Source organism: Microbacterium sp. AG157 (genome assembly GCF_003385695.1).
GTDB classification, from domain to species: Bacteria; Actinomycetota; Actinomycetes; order Actinomycetales; family Microbacteriaceae; genus Microbacterium; species Microbacterium testaceum.
In genome coordinates this window covers 418,100-444,403 of record NZ_QRDK01000004.1, presented here as the reverse complement: position 1 = coordinate 444,403, position 26,304 = coordinate 418,100, and the positions used below count along the sequence as shown (strand labels likewise).

The 26,304-nt window shown below is 68.0% G+C and carries 32 protein-coding genes and 1 tRNA gene; 17 read left to right on the top strand and 16 right to left on the bottom strand.

The genetic code is table 11. The annotated features are described in order from the left end of the window. Positions 1-41 precede the first annotated feature (41 nt). Positions 42-117, top strand: a tRNA-Lys gene (locus tag DEU35_RS14985). A 91-nt stretch (positions 118-208) separates the two neighbouring features. Here the strand turns inward: DEU35_RS14985 and DEU35_RS14980 are convergent. Then, positions 209-1,399: a site-specific integrase gene (locus DEU35_RS14980; RefSeq protein WP_181904664.1), complete on the bottom strand. Its 1,191-nt coding sequence runs from the start codon at positions 1,397-1,399 to the stop codon at positions 209-211. 51 nt (positions 1,400-1,450) lie between these two features. Between DEU35_RS14980 and DEU35_RS14975 the strand changes: the two genes are divergently transcribed. The 3 genes from DEU35_RS14975 to DEU35_RS14965 are packed head-to-tail and all read left to right on the top strand — an operon-like array spanning position 1,451 to position 2,493. After that, positions 1,451-1,648 (top strand): AlpA family transcriptional regulator, encoded by a 198-nt coding sequence (locus DEU35_RS14975; RefSeq protein WP_116239967.1) that lies wholly within the window; start codon positions 1,451-1,453, stop codon positions 1,646-1,648. Then, positions 1,645-2,187: a hypothetical protein gene (locus DEU35_RS14970; RefSeq protein WP_116239966.1), complete on the top strand. Its 543-nt coding sequence runs from the start codon at positions 1,645-1,647 to the stop codon at positions 2,185-2,187. Before DEU35_RS14975 ends, DEU35_RS14970 begins: the two co-directional genes overlap by 4 nt. A 9-nt stretch (positions 2,188-2,196) precedes the next feature. Then, entirely contained in the window at positions 2,197-2,493 is a 297-nt protein-coding gene (locus DEU35_RS14965; protein WP_116239965.1) for a hypothetical protein, read from the top strand. A 7-nt stretch (positions 2,494-2,500) separates the two neighbouring features. Here the strand turns inward: DEU35_RS14965 and DEU35_RS14960 are convergent, their stop codons facing one another. From DEU35_RS14960 to DEU35_RS14915, 10 genes are all read right to left on the bottom strand, one after another. Further along, positions 2,501-3,403, bottom strand: a complete 903-nt coding sequence (locus DEU35_RS14960) for a DNA adenine methylase (RefSeq protein ID WP_220340858.1) — start codon at positions 3,401-3,403, stop codon at positions 2,501-2,503. Then, positions 3,400-4,731 (bottom strand): hypothetical protein, encoded by a 1,332-nt coding sequence (locus tag DEU35_RS14955; protein ID WP_147301889.1) that lies wholly within the window; start codon positions 4,729-4,731, stop codon positions 3,400-3,402. Before DEU35_RS14955 ends, DEU35_RS14960 begins: the two co-directional genes overlap by 4 nt. A gap of 103 nt (positions 4,732-4,834) precedes the next feature. After that, on the bottom strand, positions 4,835-5,395 hold the full coding sequence (locus tag DEU35_RS14950) for a recombinase family protein (RefSeq protein WP_116239963.1): 561 nt from the start codon (positions 5,393-5,395) through the stop codon (positions 4,835-4,837). Between the two features lie 158 nt (positions 5,396-5,553). Beyond that, a complete protein-coding gene (locus DEU35_RS14945; protein ID WP_116239962.1) occupies positions 5,554-5,775 on the bottom strand; it encodes a hypothetical protein in 222 nt (73 codons plus the stop codon). A gap of 18 nt (positions 5,776-5,793) precedes the next feature. Beyond that, positions 5,794-5,985, bottom strand: coding sequence for a hypothetical protein (locus DEU35_RS14940; RefSeq protein ID WP_116239961.1), 192 nt, complete (start codon positions 5,983-5,985; stop codon positions 5,794-5,796). A 20-nt stretch (positions 5,986-6,005) separates the two neighbouring features. Beyond that, positions 6,006-6,482 carry a hypothetical protein gene (locus tag DEU35_RS14935; RefSeq protein ID WP_147301888.1) on the bottom strand — a complete coding sequence of 159 codons (477 nt, stop codon included), beginning with the start codon at positions 6,480-6,482 and terminating at the stop codon, positions 6,006-6,008. Positions 6,483-6,658: 176 nt separating this feature from the next. Then, positions 6,659-7,027, bottom strand: a complete 369-nt coding sequence (locus tag DEU35_RS14930) for a hypothetical protein (RefSeq protein WP_147301887.1) — start codon at positions 7,025-7,027, stop codon at positions 6,659-6,661. Continuing rightward, complete coding sequence (locus DEU35_RS14925; RefSeq protein WP_116239958.1) at positions 7,024-7,557, bottom strand: hypothetical protein; 534 nt, start codon at positions 7,555-7,557, stop codon at positions 7,024-7,026. The genes DEU35_RS14930 and DEU35_RS14925 overlap by 4 nt, the downstream gene beginning before the upstream one ends. Before the next feature lie 4 nt (positions 7,558-7,561). Beyond that, on the bottom strand, positions 7,562-7,951 hold the full coding sequence (locus DEU35_RS14920; RefSeq protein ID WP_116239957.1) for a hypothetical protein: 390 nt from the start codon (positions 7,949-7,951) through the stop codon (positions 7,562-7,564). A 348-nt stretch (positions 7,952-8,299) separates the two neighbouring features. Next, positions 8,300-8,626: a hypothetical protein gene (locus tag DEU35_RS14915; protein WP_147301886.1), complete on the bottom strand. Its 327-nt coding sequence runs from the start codon at positions 8,624-8,626 to the stop codon at positions 8,300-8,302. Between the two features lie 670 nt (positions 8,627-9,296). Here DEU35_RS14915 and DEU35_RS14910 point away from each other — a divergent pair. Then, positions 9,297-9,704 carry a hypothetical protein gene (locus tag DEU35_RS14910; protein ID WP_116239955.1) on the top strand — a complete coding sequence of 136 codons (408 nt, stop codon included), beginning with the start codon at positions 9,297-9,299 and terminating at the stop codon, positions 9,702-9,704. Between the two features lie 320 nt (positions 9,705-10,024). Here DEU35_RS14910 and DEU35_RS17250 read toward each other — a convergent pair whose 3' ends face one another. Next, on the bottom strand, positions 10,025-10,939 hold the full coding sequence (locus DEU35_RS17250; protein WP_181904663.1) for a hypothetical protein: 915 nt from the start codon (positions 10,937-10,939) through the stop codon (positions 10,025-10,027). 157 nt (positions 10,940-11,096) lie between these two features. Here DEU35_RS17250 and DEU35_RS17245 point away from each other — a divergent pair, with 157 nt between their 5' ends. After that, positions 11,097-11,636: an NUDIX domain-containing protein gene (locus DEU35_RS17245; protein ID WP_181904662.1), complete on the top strand. Its 540-nt coding sequence runs from the start codon at positions 11,097-11,099 to the stop codon at positions 11,634-11,636. A gap of 267 nt (positions 11,637-11,903) precedes the next feature. Here the strand turns inward: DEU35_RS17245 and DEU35_RS14895 are convergent, their stop codons facing one another. From DEU35_RS14895 to DEU35_RS14885, 3 genes are read right to left on the bottom strand one after another with little or no spacing between them, the layout of a single operon-like run. Then, positions 11,904-13,145, bottom strand: a complete 1,242-nt coding sequence (locus DEU35_RS14895) for an MFS transporter (protein ID WP_103208776.1) — start codon at positions 13,143-13,145, stop codon at positions 11,904-11,906. After that, a complete protein-coding gene (locus DEU35_RS14890) occupies positions 13,142-13,669 on the bottom strand; it encodes a MarR family winged helix-turn-helix transcriptional regulator (RefSeq protein ID WP_103208778.1) in 528 nt (175 codons plus the stop codon). Before DEU35_RS14890 ends, DEU35_RS14895 begins: the two co-directional genes overlap by 4 nt. Positions 13,670-13,719: 50 nt before the next feature. Further along, positions 13,720-14,502 (bottom strand): IclR family transcriptional regulator, encoded by a 783-nt coding sequence (locus tag DEU35_RS14885; RefSeq protein ID WP_103208781.1) that lies wholly within the window; start codon positions 14,500-14,502, stop codon positions 13,720-13,722. Positions 14,503-14,602: 100 nt separating this feature from the next. On the opposite strand from DEU35_RS14885, the gene DEU35_RS14880 reads away from it, so the two are divergent. The 3 genes from DEU35_RS14880 to DEU35_RS14870 are packed head-to-tail and all read left to right on the top strand — an operon-like array spanning position 14,603 to position 17,210. Beyond that, a complete protein-coding gene (locus DEU35_RS14880; protein ID WP_116239953.1) occupies positions 14,603-15,376 on the top strand; it encodes a CoA transferase subunit A in 774 nt (257 codons plus the stop codon). Beyond that, complete coding sequence (locus DEU35_RS14875; RefSeq protein WP_180993450.1) at positions 15,376-16,026, top strand: CoA transferase subunit B; 651 nt, start codon at positions 15,376-15,378, stop codon at positions 16,024-16,026. Before DEU35_RS14880 ends, DEU35_RS14875 begins: the two co-directional genes overlap by 1 nt. After that, positions 16,023-17,210, top strand: coding sequence for an acetyl-CoA C-acetyltransferase (locus tag DEU35_RS14870; protein WP_103208785.1), 1,188 nt, complete (start codon positions 16,023-16,025; stop codon positions 17,208-17,210). The genes DEU35_RS14875 and DEU35_RS14870 overlap by 4 nt, the downstream gene beginning before the upstream one ends. Positions 17,211-17,280: 70 nt before the next feature. Here DEU35_RS14870 and DEU35_RS14865 read toward each other — a convergent pair whose 3' ends face one another. Further along, positions 17,281-17,535, bottom strand: coding sequence for a hypothetical protein (locus DEU35_RS14865; protein WP_116239952.1), 255 nt, complete (start codon positions 17,533-17,535; stop codon positions 17,281-17,283). A 144-nt stretch (positions 17,536-17,679) separates the two neighbouring features. Between DEU35_RS14865 and DEU35_RS14860 the strand changes: the two genes are divergently transcribed. The 8 genes from DEU35_RS14860 (at position 17,680) to DEU35_RS14825 (ending at position 26,270) form a co-directional block, all read left to right on the top strand. After that, positions 17,680-19,170: a trehalose-6-phosphate synthase gene (locus DEU35_RS14860; RefSeq protein WP_116239951.1), complete on the top strand. Its 1,491-nt coding sequence runs from the start codon at positions 17,680-17,682 to the stop codon at positions 19,168-19,170. A 61-nt stretch (positions 19,171-19,231) separates the two neighbouring features. Next, positions 19,232-20,011: a trehalose-phosphatase gene (otsB, locus tag DEU35_RS14855; RefSeq protein ID WP_258873571.1), complete on the top strand. Its 780-nt coding sequence runs from the start codon at positions 19,232-19,234 to the stop codon at positions 20,009-20,011. A gap of 64 nt (positions 20,012-20,075) precedes the next feature. Continuing rightward, on the top strand, positions 20,076-21,794 hold the full coding sequence (ilvD, locus tag DEU35_RS14850; RefSeq protein WP_115917888.1) for a dihydroxy-acid dehydratase: 1,719 nt from the start codon (positions 20,076-20,078) through the stop codon (positions 21,792-21,794). A 45-nt stretch (positions 21,795-21,839) separates the two neighbouring features. Continuing rightward, positions 21,840-23,648: an acetolactate synthase large subunit gene (locus DEU35_RS14845; RefSeq protein WP_116239949.1), complete on the top strand. Its 1,809-nt coding sequence runs from the start codon at positions 21,840-21,842 to the stop codon at positions 23,646-23,648. 1 nt (position 23,649) lies between these two features. Beyond that, entirely contained in the window at positions 23,650-24,159 is a 510-nt protein-coding gene (gene ilvN, locus DEU35_RS14840) for an acetolactate synthase small subunit (protein WP_056230635.1), read from the top strand. Positions 24,160-24,224: 65 nt separating this feature from the next. Continuing rightward, on the top strand, positions 24,225-25,250 hold the full coding sequence (ilvC, locus tag DEU35_RS14835) for a ketol-acid reductoisomerase (RefSeq protein WP_056230637.1): 1,026 nt from the start codon (positions 24,225-24,227) through the stop codon (positions 25,248-25,250). Positions 25,251-25,392: 142 nt separating this feature from the next. Beyond that, positions 25,393-25,935 carry a DNA polymerase III subunit gamma/tau gene (locus DEU35_RS14830; RefSeq protein ID WP_116239948.1) on the top strand — a complete coding sequence of 181 codons (543 nt, stop codon included), beginning with the start codon at positions 25,393-25,395 and terminating at the stop codon, positions 25,933-25,935. Then, complete coding sequence (locus tag DEU35_RS14825; RefSeq protein ID WP_116239947.1) at positions 25,932-26,270, top strand: bacitracin resistance protein; 339 nt, start codon at positions 25,932-25,934, stop codon at positions 26,268-26,270. The genes DEU35_RS14830 and DEU35_RS14825 overlap by 4 nt, the downstream gene beginning before the upstream one ends. Positions 26,271-26,304: the final 34 nt, after the last annotated feature.

Here is a 26,304-nt window from a genome sequence, read left to right as displayed (position 1 = left end):
CATTCCTCGGCGCGGAGAGCGAAACTCCGGCCGAACGGAACGCACCTCTAGCTCAATCGGCAGAGCAACTGACTCTTAATCAGTGGGTTCTGGGTTCGAGTCCCAGGGGGTGCACCAAGAAACCGCCTCTCACCAGGTAATTACCGGTGAGGGGCGGTTTTCGCTTGGGTAGCCGAGTCAGGATGTAGTCAGGATGCGCCCGAGCTGGTCAGGATTTGCCCTGACTGGCTGTCCGCTTTCGGAGGGCCTTCTCGCGAGCTTTCGACATGCGTTCCGTGACCTCGTCCATGCGATCGGGGAAGAGCTTCGCGTACGTGTTCAGCGTTTCCTTCGCGTCGGCGTGCCCGAGCATCCGTTGCACCATGAGAACGTCCGCGCCCGCCGCGATTGCGAGAGACGCCGCTGTGTGTCGGAGGCCCTTTGGAGTCAGGCCGTCCGGCGTCCCGGCCTCAGCGGTCACCTTGGACCACACCCTGTTTCTCCAGTTCGACACGCTCAGGTGGGTGCCGGTTGATGACGGGAAGAGGGGAACGTTGGCGGCGCGGCCACGTACCTGGGCGCGGAGGTCATCGATGAGGTGCGGTGGGATCGGAACGTCTCGCGTGCCCGCGGTGGTCTTCGCCCGTCGTCCCACAACCGGGCGGTGGTTCCTGTCCGTGGTGAAGGTCGCCGTTACGGTGATACGACGCCGTTCTAGGTCGACTGCGCCCACGGTCAAAGCGCCCACCTCGCCGATGCGAAGGCCGATGTTCCCCATGACGGCGATCATGAGCGCGTCGGCGGGGGTGGCCGTATCGCTCGCGGTGGAGACGAGGTGATCAAGCTGCACGTGCGTGAGGAAGATCACGGGGTCCGACTCGACGCGCGGCGTCTCGACGCCCTTGGACGGGCTTCGCCTGATCCATCCCTCGGTGACCGCGAACCTCAGCCCCGCGTTGAAGGGCACGAGGATGGTCTTGATCGTCGCGGGCGCGAGGCCGCCGGTGTGCGCCCTCATACCCTCCCTGCGGGGCGCTGAGCCGCCCTGAAGCGCGGAAACCCACTGATCGATGTCCGTGCGCTTGACCGCGCTGAGGCGGGTGGTTCCCCATCGGGGGAGGACGTAGTTTTTCACCGCGTCGTCGTACTTAGCCATGGACGCGTCGCCCGGCTCTTTCTTAGAGTTCATCCACGCGGTGACGGCGTCGGCGACGGTGAGGGCGGCGGTCTCGGCCGAGATGTAGGTGTCTTCGCGGAGGGAGTTCTCGATCTTGGTTCGGTAGGCCTCTGCGTCGGGCTTCTTCTCGAATGACTTCGACACCTCTCTTCGGGTGTCGGGGTTGATGTGCACTACCCGCCACCTCCGGCCTGTGCCCGTTCGTGCACCCTTCCATTGGTCGACAATCCACGCCTTCGACATCGAATCTCCCTGGATGGTTTCTTTGACGCACCATCTCGGCGTATCACGGACATGACGAACCTTAACAACGAGTCACGGTTGCTCACGCCCACAGAGGTGGCCGAGTGGCTAGGCCGCTCCGTGCCTGCCCTGTCACAGCTTCGATACCGAGGAACGGGGCCGCGCTTCATCCATGCTGGTGGGCGCGTGCGCTATCGACAGAGCGATGTCGACGCATGGCTGACTCATGGTGAGCGGGACGCGACGTGATCGACCCTGCCATCTTTCCCCGGCTCCAGGCGCTATGGGCGGAGGCCGACGCCGCGTTCCGTACCGACGACGCGTATGTCATCGACATGGCGGAGGAGTCGGTGAAGGTCTACGCCCAGCGCATGGCGCGACGGGCGCGTCGAGAAGCTGCGGCCCAGGTGGCGGTGAGGGTCGTCGAGACGGTGCCCGTCAAGAGCAAGCCCGTCGAGACGGTGCCCGTCAAGAGCAAGCCCGTCGAGATGGTCGACATGAAGGTCGACGCCGTGGTGGCGACCTCCGACGAGGCGCGGCGCGAGCGTTCGCGGGCCCAGGCTCGACAGGCCTACGCCGAGAAGATGGGCGCGATGACGGAGGACGAGCGCAGAGCCTGGCACCGGGCGAAGAACGGCCCGAGGACGGAGCGCTCTCGCGCGGAGGCGCGGGAACGATACGCCGCGCAGATGGCCGCGATGAGCCCCGAGGAGCGCAAGGCCTTCCACAGGGCGAAGAACGAGCGCGCGAAGGCGAAGCGACAGGGCGATGTCGGCGGTGCCGCGTAGCGTCTGCCCATGCCCTCGCGCCGCCTGAGCCCGCGTACGGCGCTGGATGTCGCCCTCTCGGCGGCGGTCACGCGCAACTTGCTGACGAACGATCCAGGGCCCGTCCTGGATGAGCTACGGCAGATAGCAGGAGACGATCACGATCTACTGGCCCAGGTGGCCGGGACCTGCGCGGGCTGGTACGAATCGCCGGAGACGATCACGCTGTGCGCCGCGCTCGCCGCCGAAATCGAGGGCGCGAACCCATGGGTCCAGGTGGGCCGAGAGCGGCGCTCACGCGGCACGCACGGCGCTCCTCGTGACTGATCCGGGATCAGGCCAACAGAAGGCGCTTGGCCGTGTCCACTTGCTTGGTCGTCACGTCGCCGGGCATCGGCTCGGGGACGGCGAGCCCGTCCGAGAAGAACATGATCTCGGCACCCTTCGACCTCTTGGTGGCCGCGGAGTAGGTGAGGCCGTACCGGATTGTCGTCGCATCGGGGTACAGGGCCGTGATCTCGGGTCGCGCGTCGTAGGAAACGATCCAGGGGTGGGCGAGGGTCGACACCGACTCCGCGATCTGGGCGTGGTCCGCGGCGTCGTAGAAGTTGTCGTAGAGCCCTTCGCCCTTCTCGAAGTAGGGCGGGTCCAGGTACAGGAACGCGGGATCGGCGGCGGAATCGTTCCACGCGGCCACGTACTCGACCGCATCCTCGTTGCTCAGCACGACGCGGCCGCGGTGTCGACCAAGCTTCCGAATGCGCTCGATCAGCCCGTCTTTGTTGTAGCGGGCGTCGATCTTCCATGGGCCAGTCTGGTCGAGGCCCCCGATGACGCCGCCGCCGATGATGCCGGATCGGTTCGTGCGGTTGAGGAAGAAGGTGGCGAAGCCGAGTTCGAGGCCCTGCGCTTCGGGGGAGTTGATGATCTGCCGTTGCTCGTGCCAGACATCCATGGTGACGGGCGTCTTCTCGATCAGCGCACACAGCGCGTCTGTCTGGGTCAGGGCGCTCGACCAAAAGGCGTGAATGCCTGGGTTCAGGTCGTTGATGAACGCGCGGTCGGCATACCCCTCGTAGAGGAGGGAGAGGGCGACGGAGGCCCCGCCCGCGTACGGCTCGACGTAGTCATGGCCAACGAGATCGTTCTCGATCATCAGGAGCTTGACGAAGTTCGTCAGCTTGCCCTTCCCGCCGGGGTAGCGGAGGGGGGAGGGGTAGCGGGATAGCTGGGTCACTTCCAGATCGCTTCCAAGAATGGCTGCAACTCGTCCCACGAGAGACGGAGTTCGCTCGGCTTGGGGAAGGAGTAGCTGTTGTGGACGTACTGGTTCAGCGTACTCAGCCCAGCCGCCAGACCGTGCGTGCTGTTCGCAACCTGCTCCACGACGGTGTGAAGTTGCTTCGCGATGGCCGACGAGGCGAGGAGATGGTCGTTCGCCTTCTTCATCCGTTTGGCCAGCGGCTGGTTGCGCCGGTCGTTCTCGGTCATGAGCGAGTGCCTGATGATGTAGTCGTCCACGGAGAGTTCGACGAAGACACGGAACAACACGGAGCCCGCGTTCGGGTACTGGTCCGCGTTCAGCGTCACCAACTCGTTGTAGATGGTGTTCAGCCGCTGCGGAGTCGGATTGATCTTCGCGTCACTCGCGGCCACGGACGTGCGCGGTGCCTTGGTCTTAGTCGTCTTCTTCGGCTTGGGCTTGGGTGCGACAGGAGTCGTCTGCCCCTTCGGCAAGTCAGAGAGGCGGGCCGGTCCGTCGAGCTTGGTGCTGGGGTCGGGCAACTCGTCGGCGGTGAACTCGGCGATGTAGGCCTGACGCTGGTCGTCGTCGTAGAGGTCGGGCACGCGCTTCCGCTGAGAACGGAGATCGTCGACGATCTTCCGGAGGCCCTTCGCGACCTCGGCCTTGGGGTAGCGCGACACGAGTTCGCCGTCCACGACATCCAGACCGAGCTTGTCCCGGATCTTCGACGACTTCAGGAGCCTCTGGAGGGTCGTCGTGATCCGCGTCTTCGACGTGCTCGGTCCGTCCACCTCGTCGATGAACTCCAGCACCTGGCCGGAGTAGGAACGTCGAGCGGTCGCACCGTGACGAGCGAGGAACCGGTCTTTTTCGTCGGAGTCCCACTCGACGAGTCCAGCGCCTTCCTGAGCGCCTCCGTGACGACTGATGACGAAGGCGATTGCCTGTTCTTCCTCGTTCGGCTCGTACAGAGCGCACTGCACCTCTTCGATGCGGTTGTCGGCGAACCGAAGGGAGAGGGCGTTGAGCTTCTTGAAGTCGCCGGGGGTCAGCGCGGACTGCACGATGGTCGGCGTCTCCAGCGCCTTCAAGGCGAGGGTTCGGCGGTTGCCCTCCAGCACGGTGTAGCCGCGCTTCTTGTCGCCCGTGGCCACGACCGTGAACGGCTGGGCGACATCAAGTCCGTGATCCACTATGCTCTCAGCGAGTTTCACGAGCCTCTTGCCCTGCTGCTGTGCGAGGGCGTGGATCGTGGCCTGCTGGCTCGACTGCTCGTCACCCAGGCGGGCGTTCTTCTGATCGAGAAGTAGGTCACTCACCGAAATCGGGCTGAGTCGTGGCATGGCGTTCGTCCCCCAAGTGCGTCGTCCACCTTGCCGAGACCCTACCGGCTACCCGTGCCGGAGCCCGGTACCCGCAGTCTCAGCGAGTCTCGGCCAAGGCGCGGTAGATCGTCGGGCGGCTGACCTTGTAGTCCTCGGCCAGGACGCTCACCGTAGTGCCGCTGGCGTGGGCCTTGCGGATGCGCTCGACCTGCGCCGCCGAGAGGGACGACTTCCGGCCCCCGGTGCGCCCACGGGCTCGGGCGGCGGCGAGTCCGTCGACCGTGCGGGCGACGATCATCTCGCGCTCGAACTGCGCGAACGCCGACAGGATCGTGTAGAACATCCGGCCCTCGGGGGTCGACGTGTCGATGGGCTGCTCGGTCGCCTGGAGGGCGATCCCGTTGTCGTCGAGCCACTTCGCGATCTCGATCAGGTCTCGGCTGCTGCGGCCCAGACGGTCGAGTCGGGTGATGACGAGGGTGTCACCCTTGCGGAGGATGCGGCGCACCTCATCCCACACAGGGCGGCTGGCCTTGGTGCCGGTGTACTTCTCGATGTGGATCTGATCCACGCCCGCGCGCTCCAGGGCGTCGGCCTGTCCGTCGATGTTCTGGTCGGTGGTGGAAACCCGGCTGTAGCCGATGCGCTGACTCGTCATGCTTCGACTGTAACGCAAACGGTGGAAAACGTACATACGAAAACGGAGGGAATCGGACGTAGATTCCGTACACGAGTTACGGACGCGATCTGACGGCGTGTCGAGGCCTGGGGACCGAGTGTCCGAAAATCATCGTTTCCGTACTTCCGAAAATGGATCTACTCGTCGTTGGCGCGCTCTTCGATCCAGTCGACCGCGGCGTCGGAAAGGTAGAACCCCGTGGGGCCCCCTTGACCCACCCACCAAGCATCAGACGTGACCACGCCTCCCGCGGCAGAGATGGCCACCAGCGCGTCGGCTGATAGAGCCTCGCCGTTGTGGTCGATCAGCCATTGCCGGGTCGAGTCGTCGAGTCGGGGCCACCATTCACGAATATCCATGGGGCCATGGTGCACCCCTCAGCCGTCCTCGTTGAAGAGGCGCGTCAGGCGTTCGCGCTCGCGAGGGTCGGTCACCTTCGCGTCGCGGATGTCGCCGTCCACGACGGTAAGCCTGCGCACGCCCGTGCTCTCCAGGACGATGGTCTCGTGGGGATAGACGCGCACCTCGGCCAGCGAGTCCAGCGCGACGGTGGCGTCGGTGAAGCCCACGCCAACAACCCTGATGTTGTTCATGACGTGCTCCCGGGGAAGGCCCAGTCACGGAGGTGGTCGAGCACGTGGTCGGGTACGTCGACCATCTCGGCAGGCTCGCCATTGCCGCGGAGCATCACGAGGTGCAGGACGCCGCTGTCGTCCAGGCCGTAGGCGGTCTCGACGCCGGTCGTGGATCGTCCGATGAAGATCTCCCACGCGGGGAGGACGACGGGGACGCCGCCCACGCGCACACGCACGGAGGGCTGGCCATTCGAGACCGATGGAACGGGGGCCCACCGCGCGGCGGTGGCCTGCGCGGCGAGGAAGTGCGACAGGCTGCGGGCGTTTGGGGTGCCCAGGTCGACTGTCATGGGTGCGTCGTAGTCCCAGTCGTCCTCATGGCGCTGTCGGGCGACAGGGGCCTGCTGCGGTCGCTGGGAGTAGCCGGGCGAGTTGACGCCGCTCGTGCGGAACGGATGAATCACGCGGGCGGCGTGTCTCTTCGCTGGCATGGTCTCGCTCGTCTCTCTCGTGGGGAAGGGGGGCCCTGGACCCCCAGCCGAAGGGGCTGATCTTGTGGGGGTCCAGGGCCGGGGTGCTCAGGGCGCGCTTCCGAGGTCGCGTCCCGAGCGGGGCCGTGGGCGTCCCGTGCCCGTTATACGGAGCACCCACGGGGGTCTGTGTGGAGTTAGGGGGCGGTGGCGCGAGCCGTCCGCACGAGCGCGATGAGATCGACCAAGCGCAGGACGGCGTAGCTCTCGGCGATGGGGCGATCACTGCGCCACTGGAGTACCGCACCTACGGGCGAGCCCGACAGGTTGGCCACGCCGACCGCCGCGTCGAGGTCGTCGGACAGGCGGAGGGAGCGGCGGGAGGTCACGGAGAGCGCGACGCCTGCCACGTCGAGGTCCGGGTGGATCTCCTCGCCGATGTCCATCAGGCGCTGTGGGCGAGGGTAGCTCGCGACGGGCACGCCCTCACCCGAGATGTACTCACGCGCCAGATCCACCACGGCGCGGTGCGTGCGGCGATTCCGGTTCCCAAGGGCGGCGCTCATCGCGGGGGCCCGTACGTCTTGTTGACCTCGGCCAGGGCGGCATGCTGCGCCTCCTCGGTGGGCTGACGGAAGGCGGCTTCGCGCGCGGCGTCGCGGGCCTGCTTCCAGTCGGCGTCTCCAGGAATCCAGGGCTGGAGGTTGGCGGGGAACTCACCCGGAGCCAGCAGGCGCTTGCCCCACTTCGCGAACTGCGCGTCTTCGTCGTCGACGATGGCGCTCCAGACGGGGTGGCCATGCTTGTTCACGTCCGCGGACAGCAACTCGGCGGTCACGGTGAAAGTGTCGCCGCGCTTCAACGAGAGCGGCGGAGTGCCGCCCCAGATCGACGTGTTGCGGGCGAGGTTGATCGGGCCCAGTGCGTGCACGTAGTCGCCGATCTTCACCTGATGATCGGGAGCGTCCCCGACAGGCTGGGCGGCACGGAGGGCGGCGGCGCGCTCACGGGCGAGGCGGAGGCGCTGCACGCCGATGGGCTCGGCCTTGCCGGGGTCGACGGCCAGGTCGTCGGTCTTGATGTTGTCGGTGCTCATGGGGTCAGGCCTCCAGGGCGGTCGTGGTTGGTTCGGGAATCAGGGCGCGGATCTCGTCTGCAATCTCGGGTCGGTGCAGGGCGTCGAGTTCGTCGGCCACGGCATCCACGGTGTGGTGCCCGCGGCGGGCGAGGCGCACCACGGCGACGGATACGTCCTGCGTCCAGGCCTGCCGCGCGATATCGACCTCGCCGTCGGCCCCGTTGGTGGCCAGCACGCTCAGGGCGCGTAGCTCGCTGTCTCCCGCACGGAGGACACCCGCACGGTCGCCTGCCTCGCGGGCCTCCAGGGCGGTCTGTCGTGCACGCTGCGCGATCTCGGCCACGCGGGCGACGACGCTCGTCCAGTCCATGCCCTGGGCCCGGGCGATCTTCTCGTCGAGGTCCGCACGCACGTGCCCCGCCTTGATGTGGTGGGTGATGCTCTCGCGTCCAGGGGCCCCGTGCTGCTTGGCAATGCGGGAAATGCTCGTGCCTTCAGCTAGAGCAACCTCGACGCGCTCACGCTGCGGTGCAGGGAGGGTGCACACCGCGCACGGGCGTCCTACGCGACGTGCGGGTGATGCGGTCGAGGTGGTCATGCCAGGAGTATCGACCGCTTCGACATCGAACCCGTTCTCGGTGTCGAACCCGGCCCAGGGGCATGACGGATGCGCTTATCCGACGCGCTGGTCGGGGCGTCTGTGGTGGGTACGCGCTCACCCATGGCGGGGTGCGGGAGAGTGCGCGTCACGCGCTAACGGCTAGTTCGCGATCCGAGCATCCAGGGCCGCTCGCGCCTCGTTGATGATGTTGCGGAGTTGGTTCGTGGTGTGGTCGCTGAAGGCATCTCGTGCGAGGCCACGGACGCCTGCACGGCGTGCCAGCCGCAGGGCCTGCTGGCGGAGCCGTTCGCGCTCGTCGATGGCGTGCCCACGGGCTCGGTGCTCACGCTCGATAGTGAGGCGACGGGCCATGAGGGCGGCGTTGGCCTTGTCGGCCTCGGCCTTCTGCGCGGCCAAGTCGGCGAACGCCGTGTTCCAGTCGTCGTCGGTGTCGAACATGGTGACCTCCAGGAAGGCATTAGCCACGGTGGGAGCCCTTCGGACTCCAGAACGGGCGCGCCAGATTTCTGCCCGTTACCGGCTAAACATGTCCGGAGGAAGGCCACGACGAATAGCCCGCCACCTGGATGGAGGCGAACGACGTGTGACCCTGGGGGACCGCCTTCTAGACGACGGCGCGGTGTCGACTTCCGCTGAGGGTGTTTGAGTGCCGACAGCGACGAGAGAGGACCCGTGGGGGCCTCGGACTCGTCACGCAGTACCGTACGCGTCTTGCGTTCCGCATGCAAGCATGCTAATTATCGCGCGTCACGCGCTAACCCTCTAGATCGTGGCATGGCGAAGGCCCCGCTCCAGGGGTTCGAGGACGAGTCGAGGCCACTGGGTCGGAGCGGGGCCTCCGATCAGCATACGGCATTCTTGAATGTACGCGCTAACCTGGGATTTATCGTGCGTCACGCGCTAACGGGCGGGCTCCATTCGCGATCTCGCCATCGTCCAAACGCGTGTCGTCTCCGAGTCTTGGTGACCGCGCTGCCAGACTCCGCGCATGGGACTTCCGTTATGGGTTCAGATAGTCGCTCTGGCGGTGCCTGCTGCGGTGAGCATCTTCTCGGCTCTTTGGGCGACCAGATCGGCGCGGCGGGCTCAGAAGGCTGAGCACGAAGCTGCACGTTTGCGAGCCCTGGAAGACCGAGTGGCTGAGCGCAAGTACGAGCTCTATCAACCGTTCTTGCAGACGCTCGGGGACATGCTGACTCCCTTCCGCAACGACGCCGCGACGGAGCGCCTAGAGGACGTGATGGCGGACTTCTCCTCGTTCGTTGCGATCTGGGGCTCAGATGAAGCAGTCGAGACCTTCTACCGTTTCAGGGTGGCGTCGGCGTCGTCCCCACCGACGCTCATCACGATGCGCCTCATGGCCGACTTCCTCATCGCGGTACGGAGGGACATTGCCTGGCCCGCTACGGAGATCACTGGCCTCCACGTCATCGGTATGCGCATCAACGACTTGCCCGAGCATCCCGAGATGAAGCGCGCCTTGGAGCAGCCGCTTGCAGAGTTGTGTAGAGCAGAGGGTTGGACACCACCGTTCGATCTTTAGAAGGTCTAGACCATAGTCAGGATCTGGTCAGGATGCTCCGGAGATGCGAAGTGATCCACCGTTACGGCTGACTCTCGATCAATCTCTCTCTGACCGGGGTTTTCCACAGTCTTCCCCACGCGCTCGGTAACGCCGCCTAACGCTAGATATCGCGTCTAATCGAACAGTGGGTTCTGGGTTCAAGTCCCAGGGGGTGCACCACCTGAAGAAGCCTCGTAATCAGTTCGATTACGGGGCTTCTTCGCGTTCACACGGAGCCGGGTCCCTGTCATATCCCGATCTCTCCCGAGGCGTTGACGCATTGTCATGTGTCCGATGTCTCAGGCGGCGCGTTGCTCCGTCCGTTCATCGATGAGCGCGACTTCGTGCGGCTGCCATCCGTACTCGTAGGGCAGGTACGTCGTGAGGATCTGCATCGGTGACAGGAGGGTCGTGGAGATTCCATGGCGCACTGTCACCGCGTCGGGGTCTCGATCGCGTACGGCGATCTGAAGCTCGGAGACGAGTTCTCGAGCGCGCAGGATTCCGTAGGCGTCGACCACGAGACGCCAGTCCGCGATGGTCAAGGTCGTCCACGCTCGTGAGACGGCTGTGGTCTCTCGGGCGACGGGCAGGAAAAGCATGACGATCGCGGCGGCGACGAGTGCGTTGGCGAGGAGCGCCGCAGCCAAGGAGCTCACGCCGAATGGCGCGGCGCCGAAGACGGCGTCCGACCCGTTCGTCAGAAAAGCCAGCGCGCGCGTGGCGCAGTGGAGGGCGTAGAAGGCCGTTGCGACGGCGATGACGATGCGGGGTGGCCGGGGTAAGACCGTGTTGTGCAGTGCCAGTGTCGCGCAGGCGCCGCCGGCGAGGGCCAGCGTGCAGAGGAGCACGATGCGCGCTGCGTCAGGTGGAAGCAACACCGAACTCGTGGCGACCGTCAGCCCCGCGAGGAGTGTCGCGCCCGCTGCGAAGCGTGCGAGACGCTGCCGCACCATGGTCATCGCGACGCACATGAGGCCGATGGACACAACGAACGTGGTGTCGGCGGGGAAGGTGACGGAGACGACGTTCACATCGCGGTCTCCGATGAGACGCATGACGGCCGACCCGACGGAGAGCGCCGCGGCCGCGGCGGCGATTCTCAACGCGGCGGCGCGGGGATCCAGGGGGAGGGGTCGGGCGAAGGAGTACGCAGCGACGACGATGGCGACAGCGACAGAGACGATGACGATCCCCACCGACAACAGCAGCATGATTCCCCGTGACCCCCGGCTCGGAACGCTACTGGGGGATCCCGCGCCTTTCAAATCGCCGCGGCTACCCTGCGCAATCCTCCTGCGCGGGGTTCCGGTGCCCGGCAGGATGGAACGACGCGCCGCACGCGGCGCACGACGAACCCGGGAGGTTCCCATGGCCGACGACGAGATGTGGGATGTCACCGACATCCAGGGCACCCCGACGGGAACTCTGCACCGACGCGGCGATGGTCCCGTGCCGACGGGGTCGTTCCACATCGTGGCATCCGTGTGCCTGGTGTCGTCGAGTGGGCGGGTCTTGATGAGCCTGCGGGCCGCGGGCAAGGATTACCCGTTGGCGTGGGAGTTTCCCGCCGGCAGTGCCCTACGCGGAGAGACCAGCCGTACGGGCGCGGTGCGCGAGCTCGCCGAAGAGACCGGGATGGTGCTGACTCCGGACGATCTCGTGCTCGTCGGACGCGTCGTGGAAGAGAGCGCCCTGTTCGACCTGTGGGTGGCTCGCATCGAGGGCGAGCCGGTGCCCGTGCCCGACCCGGAGGAGGTTCAGGATGCCGAGTGGGTCACCCTCGACGTCGTGCACCAGCGGTGGCAGGACGGTGTGTTCGCGACGCCGTGGAACGCCCGGTTCGATCAGCTGTGGGAGACGCTGGAGCAACGGGTCGCAGAGATGCGCGACCGCGTCGACGGCGCCTAGAACCGCCCCCTTCCCCGGCACGCCCACGAAGCATCCCCTCCGCGGCGATTCGCCGGACGGAGGGGATGTTCGTGTGCGGGACGGGTGGTCTCCGCACTGGCGGGTCGTGGCGCCTACGGCACCTGCACCAGAAGGTTCGGAGAGGTGAGGGCGTTGCTGATCCGGCCCGACACGGCATCGCCCAGGATCGTCGAGGTCACGTCCGGCATGCAGGGAGGGGCCGCACCTTTCGGTCGGCCCCTCCGTGTCGGGCGTTGCTCCCTGGCGTCAGGCCGCGTCCCCGATGAGAACGGCGGCGCCCTCGTCAGCGGCATCCGCGTGCGATCCGTCGACGTGGGCGAGAAGACGCCGCCCGAAGAGGATGCACGCGCTCGCGATCACGACCGACACGGCGGCCATCACGTAGGGCACTCCGGCGCCGTAGGCGTGCCACAGCAGAGCGGCGAGCGGGGGAGCGACCGCACCGCCCAGGAAGCGCACGGCGGAGTAGGCCGACGACGCGACCGAGCGGGGAAGGTCGGTGGCTTCCATGACCGCTTCGGTGAGCGCGGTGTTCACGACACCCAGCACCAGGCCGCCCACGATGATGCACACGACCAGAGCGACGGCCGACGACACGATGAACGCGGCGACGAGCAGGTCGAGGGCCAGCAGCGGCAGGGCGATCAGCAGGACCGTCGTCAGTCGCAGGCGACGCAGCAGCAGGGGAGCGACCCAGACGCTCGTGATCGCCAGGCCCACGCCCCAACCGAAGAAGGTCAGGCCGATGCCCATCGCCCCGAACCCGAGGGGGAACGGCGAGAACGCGAGCAGCGTGAAGAAGCCGATGTTGTAGAACAGCGCGGTCGCCGCGAGGATCGCCAGCGCCGGGCGGCCCAGGGCGCGGAACGGCGCGCTGAAGGGGAGGGGGGTGCGCACGGGCTTGGGGCCGCGCAGCAGGACCGCCACCGCGAGGAACGCGATCGCCATCAGAACGACGACGCCGAAGAACGGCCCACGCCAGCTGACTTCACCCAGGATGCCGCCGAGCAGCGGTCCCACGGCGATGCCGAGGCCCAGCGCGGCTTCGTAGAGGATGATCGCGGCGGAGCTCCCGCCGGATGCGGCGCCCACGATCGTCGCCAGCGCGGTCGAGATGAACAGGGCGTTACCCAGACCCCATCCGGCGCGGAAGCCGATCACCGCGTCGACGCTGCCGCTGATGGCGCAGAAGAACGCGAACACGACGATCAACCCGAGACCGACGAGCAGGGTCGCCTTGGCGCCGATGCGGCTCGAGATCCAGCTGGTGATGAGCATCGCCAGACCGGTCACGACGAGGTAGCTGGTGAACAGCAGTTCCGTCTCGACCGGGGTGGCCTTCAGGGAGTCCGCGATCGCGGGAAGGATCGGGTCGACGAGACCGATGCCCATGAACGCGACGACGCATGCGAAGGCGACGGCCCAGACCTGCGCGGGCTGTTTCCAGACGCTGGGCGCCTTGCTGACTGCTGCGGTACCGGCACTCACCGGACCACCTCCTGTTCTTCTGCGGATCCCGTGGGGGCTCCGCGATCTTCGGTCGGATCGGCGTCGTCTTCGTCGTCGGTGGTTTCGTTTCGACCCGCGGACGTCGGCGCCATCCCCACGCGGAGCGAGAGCGCGGCGGCGGCGACGCCCACGGCATCCCACTCCCTCTCGGAGAGGTCGGCCACGTGCGGCGCGAGGGCCGCGCGGAACTGCTCGTACCACCCGGCCAGCGCGTCGAGGCCCTTCGCCGTCGCGGCGATCACGCTGACGCGCGAGTCGTCGGGCAGGCGGCGGCGCTCGACGAGTCCCGCCTCGTCCATCTGGTGAACGAGGCGGGTCATGCCGGGCTGCGTCACGCGACTGAGTGTCGCGAGATCGCCCAGGCGCTGAGGACCGTGGTCGCGCAGGAGCGTCAGCGTGCGCCACTGCGCGGCGGGGGCGTCGGTCTGGGTGTCGAGAGCCGCGACGCGGGTGAGGGCGTGCACCGCGAGCAGAAGGGTCTGCAGGTCGTCGTGGCGGGTCATATCAAGAAGTATACCCCCGGTATATACCTTGGGTATCTAATCGGACGGGATCACCGGGCGGCGATGCGCGTAGACAACTGATGTGCGTGCGCGAGAAGGATGCGTCCGAGCTCCGCGAGGCGCTCGCCGCCGAAGCGGAACTCCACCCCCGTCAGGCTGAGAGCCCACTGCGGGTCGCCCGCGCGGGTGAACACGGCCGCGCCGAGGCCGTAGCTCCCCTCGACGATCAGCCCAGGGTTCACCGCGTATCCGCGCGCCTGCGTGTCACGGATCCGCGCGCGCAGACGCCCGGGGGAGTGCGACACCCCCCACTTCTCGGGGAGCTCCGGATGTCGCTCGAGATAGGCATCCACCTCGCTCGACGGCAGGAATGCGAGGATCGCCAACCCCGCCGAGGCCACCCCGAGCGGAAAGCGCACCCCCTCCGACAGCACGAACGAGCGGATCGGGAAGCTCCCGTCCTCGCGCACCAGGCACACCGTCTCGTCGCCGCGCCGCACCGACAGGAAGGCGCTCTCCTCGGTTCGCACCGCCAGGGAGCGCACGATGTCGCGCGCGGTCGAGGTGATGTCGAACCGGGATGCCGCGACACTCCCCATCAGGTAGAGCTCCGGCCCCGGCAGCCAGTGCCCGGTCGGCTCGTCGCGGTCGACGAGCCCCTCGGCGCGGAGGGCGCTGAGGAGGCGATACGCGGTCGGTCGCGTCAGATCGGCGTCGCGCGCGAGGTCGCCGACCGGCGCGCCGGTCTCGCCCGCGGCCGTGACGAGGCGCAGGAGTCGAGCGGCACGCGAGATGGCCTGGGCGCCGGGAACGGATCGCGATGCAGTGTCCACGATGTGGACGCTATGCCCCACGTCATCCACATGACAAGAGCGCGGTCGACTCCGCAGGCCCACCCGGCGCAGCGTAGGAGCACGAAACGAAGGAGTTCGCGTGATCGACAAGACCGTCGCCTCGGCCGCCGAGGCCGTCGCCGACATCCCCGACGGAGCGTCGCTCGCCGTCGGAGGGTTCGGACTCTCGGGCAACCCCGTCGCTCTCATCGAGGCTCTGCTCGCCCAGGGGACCCGCGACCTGTCGGTCGTGTCGAACAACTGCGGCGTCGACGACTGGGGGCTCGGTGTCCTGCTCGGGGCCGGCCGCATCAGCAAGATGACCTCGTCGTACGTCGGCGAGAACAAGGAGTTCGAACGGCAGTTCCTCTCGGGCGAACTCGAGCTCGAGCTCACCCCGCAGGGCACCCTCGCCGAGAAGCTCCGGGCCGGCGGGTCGGGGATCGCGGCCTTCTACACGCAGACCGGCGTGGGCACCCAGGTCGCCGAGGGCGGCCTGCCGCGTCGCTACGACGGGGCAGGCGGCATCGCGGTGGCGTCGCCGGTCAAGGACGTGCGCACGTTCGAGGTGAACGGCGAGCAACGCGAGTTCGTGCTCGAAGAGGCCATCACCACCGATTTCTCGCTCGTGCACGCCTACAAGGCCGATCGTCACGGCAACCTCGTCTTCCGCAAGGCCGCGCGCGCCTTCAACCCCCTCGCCGCGATGGCCGGCCGCACCTGCATCGTTCAGGTCGAGCACCTCGTCGAACCCCGCGAGCTGGATCCGGATGCCGTGCACCTCCCCGGTGTCTACGTGCACCGCATCGTCGAGGTCGGCCCCGACATCCCCAAGCGCATCGAGAAGCGCACCGTGAGTGAGCAGACCCGCTGATGGTTCTCTCCCGCACCGGAATGGCCGCCCGCGCCGCTCGCGAGCTCGCGGACGGCTCCTACGTCAACCTCGGCATCGGCCTGCCCACCCTCGTGCCCAACTACGTGCCCGACGGTGTGACGGTCGTGCTCCAGTCAGAGAACGGCATCCTCGGCGTCGGTCCCTACCCGACCGAAGATGCCGTGGATGCCGACCTCATCAACGCCGGCAAAGAGACCGTGACCACCCTCCCGGGGTCGGCGTTCTTCGACTCGGCGCTGAGCTTCGGAATGATCCGCGGCGGCAAGATCGACGCCGCGATCCTCGGGGCGATGCAGGTGTCGGCATCCGGAGACCTGGCCAACTGGATGATCCCGGGCAAGATGGTGAAGGGCCCGGGCGGAGCGATGGACCTCGTCCACGGCGCCGCCCGCGTGATCGTGCTGATGGAGCACGTCGCCCGCGACGGCTCGCCGAAGATCGTCGAAGAGTGCTCGCTGCCGCTCACCGGCCGCGGCGTCGTCGATCGCATCATCACCGACCTCGCCGTCCTCGATGTGACGGAGGATGGACTCGTGCTCGTCGAGCTCGCCCCCGGGGTGAGCGTCGACGAGGTGCGGGCCGCCACCGAGCCCGCACTGACCGTGAGACTCACCGAGGAGATCGCATGACCACCGAGAACGACGTCGTCATCGTCGCCGCCGCCCGGACCCCGCAGGGGCGCTTGAAGGGCCAGCTCGCCCCGCTCACCGCGGTGCAGCTCGGCGCCACCGCGATCCGCGGGGCGCTCGAGCGCGGCGGCATCCCGGCCGACACTGTCGATGCGGTGCTCGTCGGCCAGGTGCTGCAGGCCGGGGCCGGGCAGAACGCCGCGCGACAGGCCGCGATCGCCGCGGGTATCGGATGGGACGTGCACAGCGCCACGATCAACAAGGTCTGCCTCTCGGGCCTCACGGCGATCATCGACGCCGCGCGCATGCTGCGCCTCGGCGACGCCACCGTCGTCGTCGCCGCGGGTATGGAGTCCATGACCCGCGCCCCGCACCTGTTGATGAACTCGCGCGACGGCTACGCGTACGGCTCGGTCGAGGTGCTCGACCACCTGGCGTTCGACGGCCTCACCGACGCCTACGACCGCGAGAGCATGGGCGCGTCGACCGAGCGCGCGAACGCCCGGTACGAGGTCACGCGCGAAGCTCAGGATGCCGTGGCCGCGCGCTCCCACCAGCGCGCCGCCGCCGCGCAAGCGGAGGGGATCTTCGACGCCGAGATCGTGCCGGTGTCGATCCCGCAGCGGAAGGGCGACCCGGTCGTGGTCACCGCCGACGAGGGCATCCGCGCCGACACGACGGTCGAGACGCTCGCGAAGCTGCGCCCCGCCTTCACCGAGGGAGGCTCGATCACCGCGGGCAACGCCTCGCAGATCTCCGACGGCGCGTCGGCGGTGGTCGTCACCACCCGAGCGATCGCCGCCGAGCGCGGGTGGGACGTGCTGGCCGTCGTCGGCGCCTCAGGTCAGGTCGCCGGCCCCGACAACTCCCTGCACGACCAGCCCGCCCGCGCGATCGCCCGGGCGCTCGAGAAGCAGCAGATCTCGGCCTCCGAGCTCGATCTCGTCGAGATCAACGAAGCCTTCGGCGCGGTCGTCGCCCGTTCGCAGGCCGAGCTCGGCCTTTCCGACGAGGTCGTCAACCCGCACGGCGGCGGCATCGCGATCGGTCACCCGATCGGCGCGTCGGGCAACCGCCTCGTCGTGCACGCCGTGCACGAGCTGGTGCGGCGGGGCAGCGGTACGGCCGCGGTCGCGCTCTGCGGCGGTGGGGGTCAGGGCGACGCGCTGATCCTGACCCGCTGACGTCACCCGCACCCACGGCGGAGGGATGCCGCGACCTCGAGGCCACGGCATCCCTCCGGCCGTCGTGAAGTCAGCGTGCGAGGCGCTTCTTGAAGAGCTTGTCCTGCTTCTTGGAGACGGGGGAGTCGCCCGCGATCACGCGCCCCCGGCGCGCGCGACGCGTGTCGACGACCGCGCCGATCGCGAGAGCCAGCGTGATGCCCCAGCTGAGCCATGCCAGCGCCGTGCGCCAGGTGAACGGCTCGTCGTTCTTGAGGCCCCTCAAGAGGGTGATGCCGCCGGTGATGGCGCTGAGAAGACCGGTTCCGAAGATGTACTGCCGCATGCGCCCAACCTATCGAGCGGGGCGCTCCGGCGTCGGACCTTGACAGGAGCGGGTCGATTCCCGGAACGACCTCGCGCAATCCGTCCACCCCCTCGACGCGATCGCACCCGCTGTTAGCCTGAGGAAGATCCCCGAGGAGGACCTGTGCCCCAGGCCGATTTCGTCGTCGTCGCCAACCGACTGCCCGTCGATCGCACCCCCGACGGAGAGGGGTGGAGACGCTCACCCGGCGGTCTCGTCACCGCTCTAGAACCGGTGATGCGCAGCGCCGAGGGCGCGTGGGTCGGGTGGGCGGGACAAGCCGATGTGACCGTCGAGCCCTTCGACTTCGAGGGCACGCACCTCGTTCCGGTGCCCCTGTCGGCCGCAGACGTGCAGCTGTACTACGAGGGCTTCTCGAACGACACCATCTGGCCGCTCTACCACGACGTCATCGCCGCGCCCACGTACAAGCGCGCGTGGTGGGACGCCTACGTCAAGGTGAACGAGCGCTTCGCCCGTGCCGCCGCCGACGTCACCGCCGAAGGCGGGATCGTCTGGGTGCAGGACTACCAGCTCCAGCTCGTTCCCAAACTGCTGCGCGAACTCCGCCCCGACCTGACGATCGGCTACTTCCACCACATCCCGTTCCCCGCCTACGGCCTGTACTCGCAGCTGCCCTGGCGCAAACAGGTGCTCGAGGGGCTGCTCGGCGCCGATGTCATCGGCTTCCAGCGCGTGGCGGATGCCGGCAATTTCGCCCGGGCCGTGCGGCGTCAGCTGCGATACGAGACCAAAGCCAGCGGCATCCTGGTCCCCGACTCCGCGGGCGGCACGCGCGTGGCTCTCGCGAAGGCGTTCCCCATCTCGATCGACGCCGACTCCTACATCGAGCTCGCGCAGAAGCCCGAGATCCAGCAGCGCGCGAAGGAGATCCGCGAGGGTCTCGGCAACCCCCGCAAGATCCTCCTGGGCGTCGACCGCCTGGACTACACCAAGGGCATTCGCCACCGTCTGAAGGCGTGGGGCGAACTGCTCGAAGACGGTCGGGCCACCGTCGAGGACGCGACCCTCGTGCAGGTGGCGAGCCCGAGCCGCGAGAGGGTCGATGCCTACGTGCAGTTGCGCGACGAGATCGAGATGACCGTCGGGCGCATCAACGGCGACTACGACACCACCACCCACACGGCCATTCGCTACCTGCACCAGTCGTACCCGCGCGAAGAGATGGTCGCCCTGTTCCTCGCCGCCGACGTCATGCTCGTGACGGCGCTCCGCGACGGGATGAACCTCGTCGCGAAGGAGTACGTCGCCAGCCGCATCGACAACCGCGGCGTGCTGGTGCTGAGCGAGTTCGCGGGGGCCGCCGACGAGATGGGCAGCGCGCTGCTCGTCAACCCTCACGACATCGACGGCCTGAAAGACCAGATCCTGCGGGCGATCGACATGCCCGCCGCCGAGCAGGGCCGCCGCATGCGCGCCCTGCGAAAGCGCGTGCGCGACCACGACGTCGAGGACTGGTCGCGTGAGTTCCTCGACGCGCTGTCGGTCTTCCACGAGAAATCGTCGAGCGCCGCCGCGGCGGCCGAGGTCGGCGAGGGCGACGACGGTTCGGTCCCCGAACGCGAGCCCATCGACGAAACGGATGCCGAATGACCGCCGCCGACGTGACGTTCGACGTGACCGCTCCGGGCGTCACGAGAGGGGTGGATGCCGAGTGACCGCAGCAGACGCGACCGTCGAGGCCGTCGCCACCACCGACACGCTCCTCGTCGCCCTCGACTTCGACGGCACGCTGTCGCCGCTCGTCGACGAGCCGATGTCGGCGCGGATGACCCCGGGTGCCCGGGCCGCGGTCGACGCCCTCGCGATGCTTCCGCGCACGGTCGTCGCGCTGGTCTCGGGGCGCTCGCTCGGACACCTGCGCGAGATCTCCGAGCACGACGATTCCTCGCCCATCTGGCTCGCGGGCTCGCATGGCGCGCAGTTCTGGATTCCCGGGGCGGGTGCCCAGGCTGCCGGCGACGACGAGACCGACATCGCCTTGCGTGACCGCCTGCAGAAAGAGGTCACGGACCGCACCGCCGACATGCAGGGGGTCTGGATCGAGCCGAAAGAGTACGGCCTCGGCGTGCACACGCGCACCGCGGATGCCGACACCGCCGACGCCGCGCGCTCGCTCGTCGATCAGCTGCTCGCCGACGAGGCGCCGTCGTGGCGTCGACGCACCGGACACGACATCCTCGAGTTCTCGTTCCGCCACGAGGGCAAGGATTCCGCCGTGGCACGGTTGCGCGAGCGCGTCGGGGCGACGGCCGTGCTCTTCGCCGGCGACGACGTCACCGATGAAGATGCTCTGAGCTCCCTGGATGCCGGTGACCTCGGCGTGCGCGTGGGCGGGGGAGACACCGCGGCGACGCTGCGCGTGGAGGACATCGACGCCTTCGTGGCGGTGCTGGATGACGTCGCACGCCTGCGCCGAGCGCACATCCACTGAATCGACGCCGGTTCGACCCGCCCCGTTCGCGTCACGTCGTCGGCGCGCGCAATAGACTTCGACAATGCCCGCACCGCAGAATCCGAACACCGGCGAGTTCGACATCAAGCCCCGCAGTCGCGTCGTCACCGACGGCATCGAAGCCACCACCTCCCGCGGAATGCTCCGCGCGGTCGGGATGGGCGACGAGGACTGGGACAAGCCCCAGATCGGCATCGCGTCGAGCTGGAACGAGATCACCCCCTGCAACCTCAGCCTCGATCGCCTCGCGCAGGGCGCGAAAGAGGGGGTGCACGCCGGCGGCGGCTACCCGCTCCAGTTCGGCACCATCTCCGTCTCCGACGGCATCTCGATGGGCCACGAGGGCATGCACTTCTCGCTCGTGTCGCGCGAGGTCATCGCCGACAGCGTCGAGACCGTCATGATGGCCGAGCGCCTCGACGGTTCGGTGCTGCTCGCGGGCTGCGACAAGTCGATTCCGGGCATGCTCATGGCATCCGCTCGACTCGATCTCTCGAGCGTCTTCCTCTACGCGGGTTCGATCGCTCCCGGCTGGGTCAAGCTCAGCGACGGAACCGAGAAGGACGTCACGATCATCGACTCGTTCGAGGCCGTCGGCGCGTGTCTCGCGGGCAAGATGAGCGAGGCCGACCTCAAGCGCATCGAGTGCGCGATCGCGCCCGGTGAGGGCGCGTGCGGTGGCATGTACACCGCCAACACCATGGCATCGGTCGCCGAGGCGCTCGGTCTCAGCCTCCCGGGTTCGGCCGCGCCGCCCTCCGCCGACCGCCGTCGCGACTACTTCGCCCACCGCTCGGGAGAGGCCGTCGTCAACCTGCTGCGTCAGGGCATCACCACGCGCGACATCCTCACCAAAGAGGCGTTCGAGAACGCCATCGCCCTCGCCATGGCGCTCGGCGGCTCGACCAACGTCGTGCTGCACCTGCTCGCCATCGCGAACGAGGCCGAGGTCGAGCTGAACCTGCACGACTTCAACCGCATCGGCGACCGCACGCCGCACGTGGCCGACATGAAGCCCTTCGGTCAGTACGTGATGAACGACGTCGACCGGCACGGCGGCATCCCGGTCATCATGAAGGCCATGCTCGACGAGGGTCTGCTCCACGGCGACGCGCTCACCGTCACGGGCAAGACGCTCGCCGAGAACCTCGCCGACCTGAACCCCGACCCGGTCGACGGCAAGGTCATCCACTCGTTCGACGACCCGATCCACGCCACCGGCGGCATCACGATCCTGCACGGCTCGATGGCCCCCGAGGGTGCCGTGGTGAAGTCGGCGGGCTTCGACGGCAACGTCTTCGAGGGTCCCGCTCGCGTGTTCGAGCGCGAGCGCGGCGCGATGGACGCCCTCGAGGCGGGCGAGATCACCGCCGGCGACGTCGTGGTCATCCGCTACGAGGGCCCCAAGGGCGGTCCCGGTATGCGCGAGATGCTCGCGATCACCGCCGCCATCAAGGGCGCGGGGCTCGGAAAAGATGTACTACTGTTGACGGACGGACGATTCTCAGGCGGCACAACCGGCCTGTGCATCGGCCACATAGCTCCCGAAGCGGTGGACGCAGGTCCTATCGCCTTCGTGCGCGATGGTGATCTGATACGGGTCGATATCGCCGCTCGCACTCTCGACTTGATCGTCGATGACGCCGAGCTGAGTTCCCGCCGCGAAGGCTGGGAACCGCTTCCCCCGCGCTATACCCGTGGCGTTCTGGCCAAGTACTCCAAGCTCGTGCACTCCGCCGCGGAGGGCGCGGTCACGGGCTGACGGCCGTCCCCCTTCTCACCTTCTCCCGGTTCTCGAGGTACTCCCATGTCCATCGATTCCTCAACGACGGCCGTGCCGCGGCCGCCCGCCCGCACCGCTCCGGCGCCCGTGATGACCGGCGCGCAGGCGGTCGTCCGATCGCTCGACCTGCTCGGCGTCACCGATGTCTTCGGTCTGCCGGGCGGGGCGATCATGCCCGTCTACGACCCGCTCATGGACGACGAGCACGTGCGCCACATCCTCGTGCGTCACGAGCAGGGCGCCGGCCACGCGGCCGAGGGCTACGCCGCCGCCTCCGGCAAGGTCGGCGTCGCCATCGCGACGTCGGGCCCCGGCGCGACCAATCTCGTCACTGCGATCGCCGACGCCTACATGGACTCGGTGCCGCTCGTGTGCATCACCGGCCAGGTGTTCTCGACGCTCATGGGAACGGATGCCTTCCAGGAGGCCGACATCGTCGGCATCACCATGCCGATCACCAAGCACTCCTTCCTGGTGAAGTCGGCCGACGAGATCCCCGGCGCGATCGCCGCGGCGTTCGAGATCGCCTCGACCGGTCGCCCCGGTCCCGTGCTCGTCGACATCACGAAGGACGCGCAGCAGGCCGAGGCGCCGTTCGTCTGGCCCCCCAAGGTCGAGCTCCCCGGCTACCGGCCCGTCACCAAGGCCCACGGCAAGCAGATCCAGGCCGCGGCCCAGCTGCTCGCCACCGCCAAGAAGCCCGTGCTCTACGTCGGCGGCGGCACCATTCGAGCGAACGCGTCGGCCGAGCTGAAGGTGCTGGCCGAGGCGACCGGTGCACCGGTGGTCACGACTCTCATGGCGCGCGGTGCGTTCCCCGACTCGCACGAGCAGCACCTCGGCATGCCCGGTATGCACGGCACCGTTCCCGCGGTGCTCGCGCTGCAGGAGAGCGACCTCATCGTCTCGCTGGGTGCCCGCTTCGACGACCGGGTGACCGGCAAGGCGGCGCTGTTCGCCCCCCACGCCCAGGTGGTGCACGTCGACATCGACCCCGCCGAGATCTCCAAGATCCGCACGGCGGACGTGCCGATCGTGGGCGATCTGAAAGAGGTGCTCGTCGACCTCGACGCCGCCTTCCGGGCCGCCGACGCCGAGAACCCGCATGACTACACCGAGTGGTGGACCTACCTGAACGGCCTCCGCGAGGAATTCCCGCTCGGGTACACGCCCACCACCGATGGTCTGCTCTCGCCGCAATACGTCATCCAGCGCATCGGCGAGATGACCGGACCCGAGGGCGTCTTCGCCTCGGGCGTGGGCCAGCACCAGATGTGGGCCGCGCAGTTCATCAAGTACGAGCGCCCCAACGCGTGGCTGAACTCCGGCGGCGCAGGCACCATGGGGTACGCCGTGCCCGCGGCCATGGGCGCCAAGGTGGCCCAGCCCGAGCGTGCCGTGTGGGCGATCGACGGCGACGGCTGCTTCCAGATGACCAACCAGGAGCTCGCGACCTGCGTCATCAACGACATCCCGATCAAGGTCGCGATCATCAACAACTCCTCGCTCGGCATGGTGCGCCAGTGGCAGACGCTGTTCTTCGACGGACGCCACTCCAACACCGACCTGAACACGGGTCACGGCACGCGCCGCGTCCCCGACTTCGTCAAGCTGGCCGAGGCGTACGGGTGCCTGGCGATCCGCGTCGAGAAGGAAGACGAGATCGATGCGGCCATCCAGCTCGCGCTCGACACGAACGACCGCCCGGTCGTCATCGACTTCGTCGTGAGCGCCGACGCGATGGTGTGGCCGATGGTCCCGCAGGGCGTCAGCAACAGCTACGTCCAGTACGCGCGCGATCACTCGCCCACCTTCAACGAGCAGGAGGACTGAGATGTCCCGCCACGTTCTGAGCCTCCTCGTCGAGGACAAGCCCGGTCTGCTCACGCGCGTCGCGGGCCTCTTCGCCCGTCGCGGCTTCAACATCGAGTCGCTCGCCGTGGGTGTCACCGAGGTGCCGGGTCTCTCGCGCATCACGGTCGTCGTCGACGTCGAGGGTCTGCCGCTCGAACAGGTGACCAAGCAGCTCAACAAGCTCATCAACGTCATCAAGATCGTCGAGCTCGACCCGGCCAGCTCCGTGCAGCGCGAACACGTGCTCGTCAAGGTGCGCGCCGACAACGCCAGCCGCTCCAACGTGCTCGAGGTCGTCAATCTCTTCCGCGCGTCGGTCGTCGACTACGCCCCTGACGCCATCGTGATCGAGATCACCGGCGACTCGGGCAAGGTCGCCGCCTTCCTCAAGGCGATCGAGCCGTTCGGCGTGAAAGAACTCGCGCAGTCGGGCCTGCTCGCCGTCGGTCGCGGCGGCAAGAGCATCACCGAGCGCGTCCTGCGCGGCTGAATTCCTCAACTTCCACTCACCAGCGGCCCCTGAGCGGGGGCCACGATTCAAGGAGAAACATCCTCATGGCAGAGATCTTCTACGACGACGACGCCGACCTCTCGATCATCCAGGGCAAGAAGGTCGCGATCGTCGGCTACGGCTCGCAGGGTCACGCGCACGCGCAGAACCTCCGCGACTCCGGTGTCGAGGTCGTCATCGCGCTCAAGGACGGCTCCAAGTCTGCCGCCAAGGCGCAGGAAGACGGCTTCGAGGTCAAGAACGTCGCGGACGCCGCCGAGTGGGCCGACCTGATCATGATCCTGGCGCCCGACCAGCACCAGCGCTCGATCTTCGCCGACTCGATCAAGGACAAGCTCACCGAGGGCAAGACGCTCGCCTTCGCGCACGGCTTCAACATCCGCTTCGGCTACATCGACGCCCCCGAGGGTGTCGACGTGATCCTCGTCGCCCCCAAGGCTCCCGGTCACACCGTGCGTCGCGAGTACGTCGCGGGCCGCGGCATCCCCGACATCATCGCCGTCGAGCGCGACGCCTCGGGCTCGGCCTGGGACACCGCCCTCTCGTATGCGAAGGCCATCGGCGGCACCCGCGCCGGCGTCATCAAGACGACGTTCACCGAAGAGACCGAGACCGACCTGTTCGGTGAGCAGGCCGTGCTCTGCGGTGGCATGAGCCACCTCGTGCAGGCCGGCTTCGAGACCCTCGTCGAGGCGGGCTACCAGCCCCAGATCGCTTACTTCGAGGTGCTGCACGAGCTCAAGCTCATCGTCGACCTCATGTGGGAGGGCGGCATCGCCAAGCAGCGGTGGTCGATCTCCGACACGGCCGAGTACGGCGACTACGTCTCGGGCCCCCGCGTCATCTCGTCCGACGTCAAGGCCAGCATGAAGGCCGTCCTCAGCGACATCCAGTCGGGTGCCTTCGCCGAGCGCTTCATCGCCGACCAGGACAAGGGCGCCCCCGAGTTCCTCGAGCTCCGCGAGAAGGAGCAGGGTCACCCCATCGAGGCGACCGGCAAGGAGCTCCGCGGCCTCTTCGCGTGGAAGCAGCAGGACACCGACTACGTCGAGGGTTCGGCCGCGCGCTGATCCGTCCGACGCGAACGCCCCGGGACCCCGCGGTTCCGGGGCGTTCGCGTTCTCCGCGGCGTCGTTCGGGTCCGGATGCCGTGGACCCCGGCGATCGGCGGGGCGCGACCCGGGCGCGGGGGAGCGCCGCTAGCGTGGTCCCGTGAGCACTCCGCGCGATGACGACGCCCTGTCCTGGGGCGGTGACGACGACCCCACCCTCGACGTCGGCGACAAGCCTGCGCCGACGCGTTCCGCCGAGACCGAGCCGCGGGTCGAAGCCGAGCCCCTCGAGCCCCTGCAGCCCGAAGCGCCCGCCGCAGCGCCGGTCGCCCGGCATCCTGAGCCTGCCGCTTCCGAGCCGACCGCCGTCGCGGTGACCGATGGCGAGGAGCTGGATGTCGGCCACGCGGCGCCCCTCGGAAACGTCGGCCTCGTCGGCATCGGCATGGTCGCGGCGACCTTCCTTCTCTTCGCGATCGGGTGGCTGCTCGCGGGACTCCGCCTGAACGGGCTGGGGCTTCCCATCCCGTCGGTGACCGTCATCGCGCTCACGATCGGTGCCGCCCTCGCGCCCGTCGTGTGGTTCGTCGCGGTGCTCGCACTGACCCGTAAGTGGCGCACCTGGCAGCGGTTCCTGTTGCTGATCGTGGGAATCGTGCTGCTCGTTCCCTGGCCCTTCCTGTCGTTGGGAGCTTTCGCATGAGCACCCCCGCCCGCACCCGCCACCTGCCGACCTGGCTCCTCGTCACGATCTCGAGCCTGTTCGGACTCTTCTACGCCTACGTCGTCTGGAGCTCGGTCGCTCTGCTCATCCAGCAGGTCAACGGCCCGCTCGGGCTCAACGGCCTGGGCTGGTTCGTCTACATCCTGCCGATCGTGTTCCCCCTCCTCGCGTTCGGCGTCGCCTTCGCGATCGGCCAGCGCCGCAAGGCGGGCGAACTCGCGGTCGTTCTGCTCGCTGGCTTGACGCTCTCCGCCGCGTTCTGGCTCGCGATCGTCGGCTACGGCACCACGTCGTACGGTCTGTACGGCGGCTGACGCGGCGGGTTTCCGGCATCCGGGACCTCCTTCT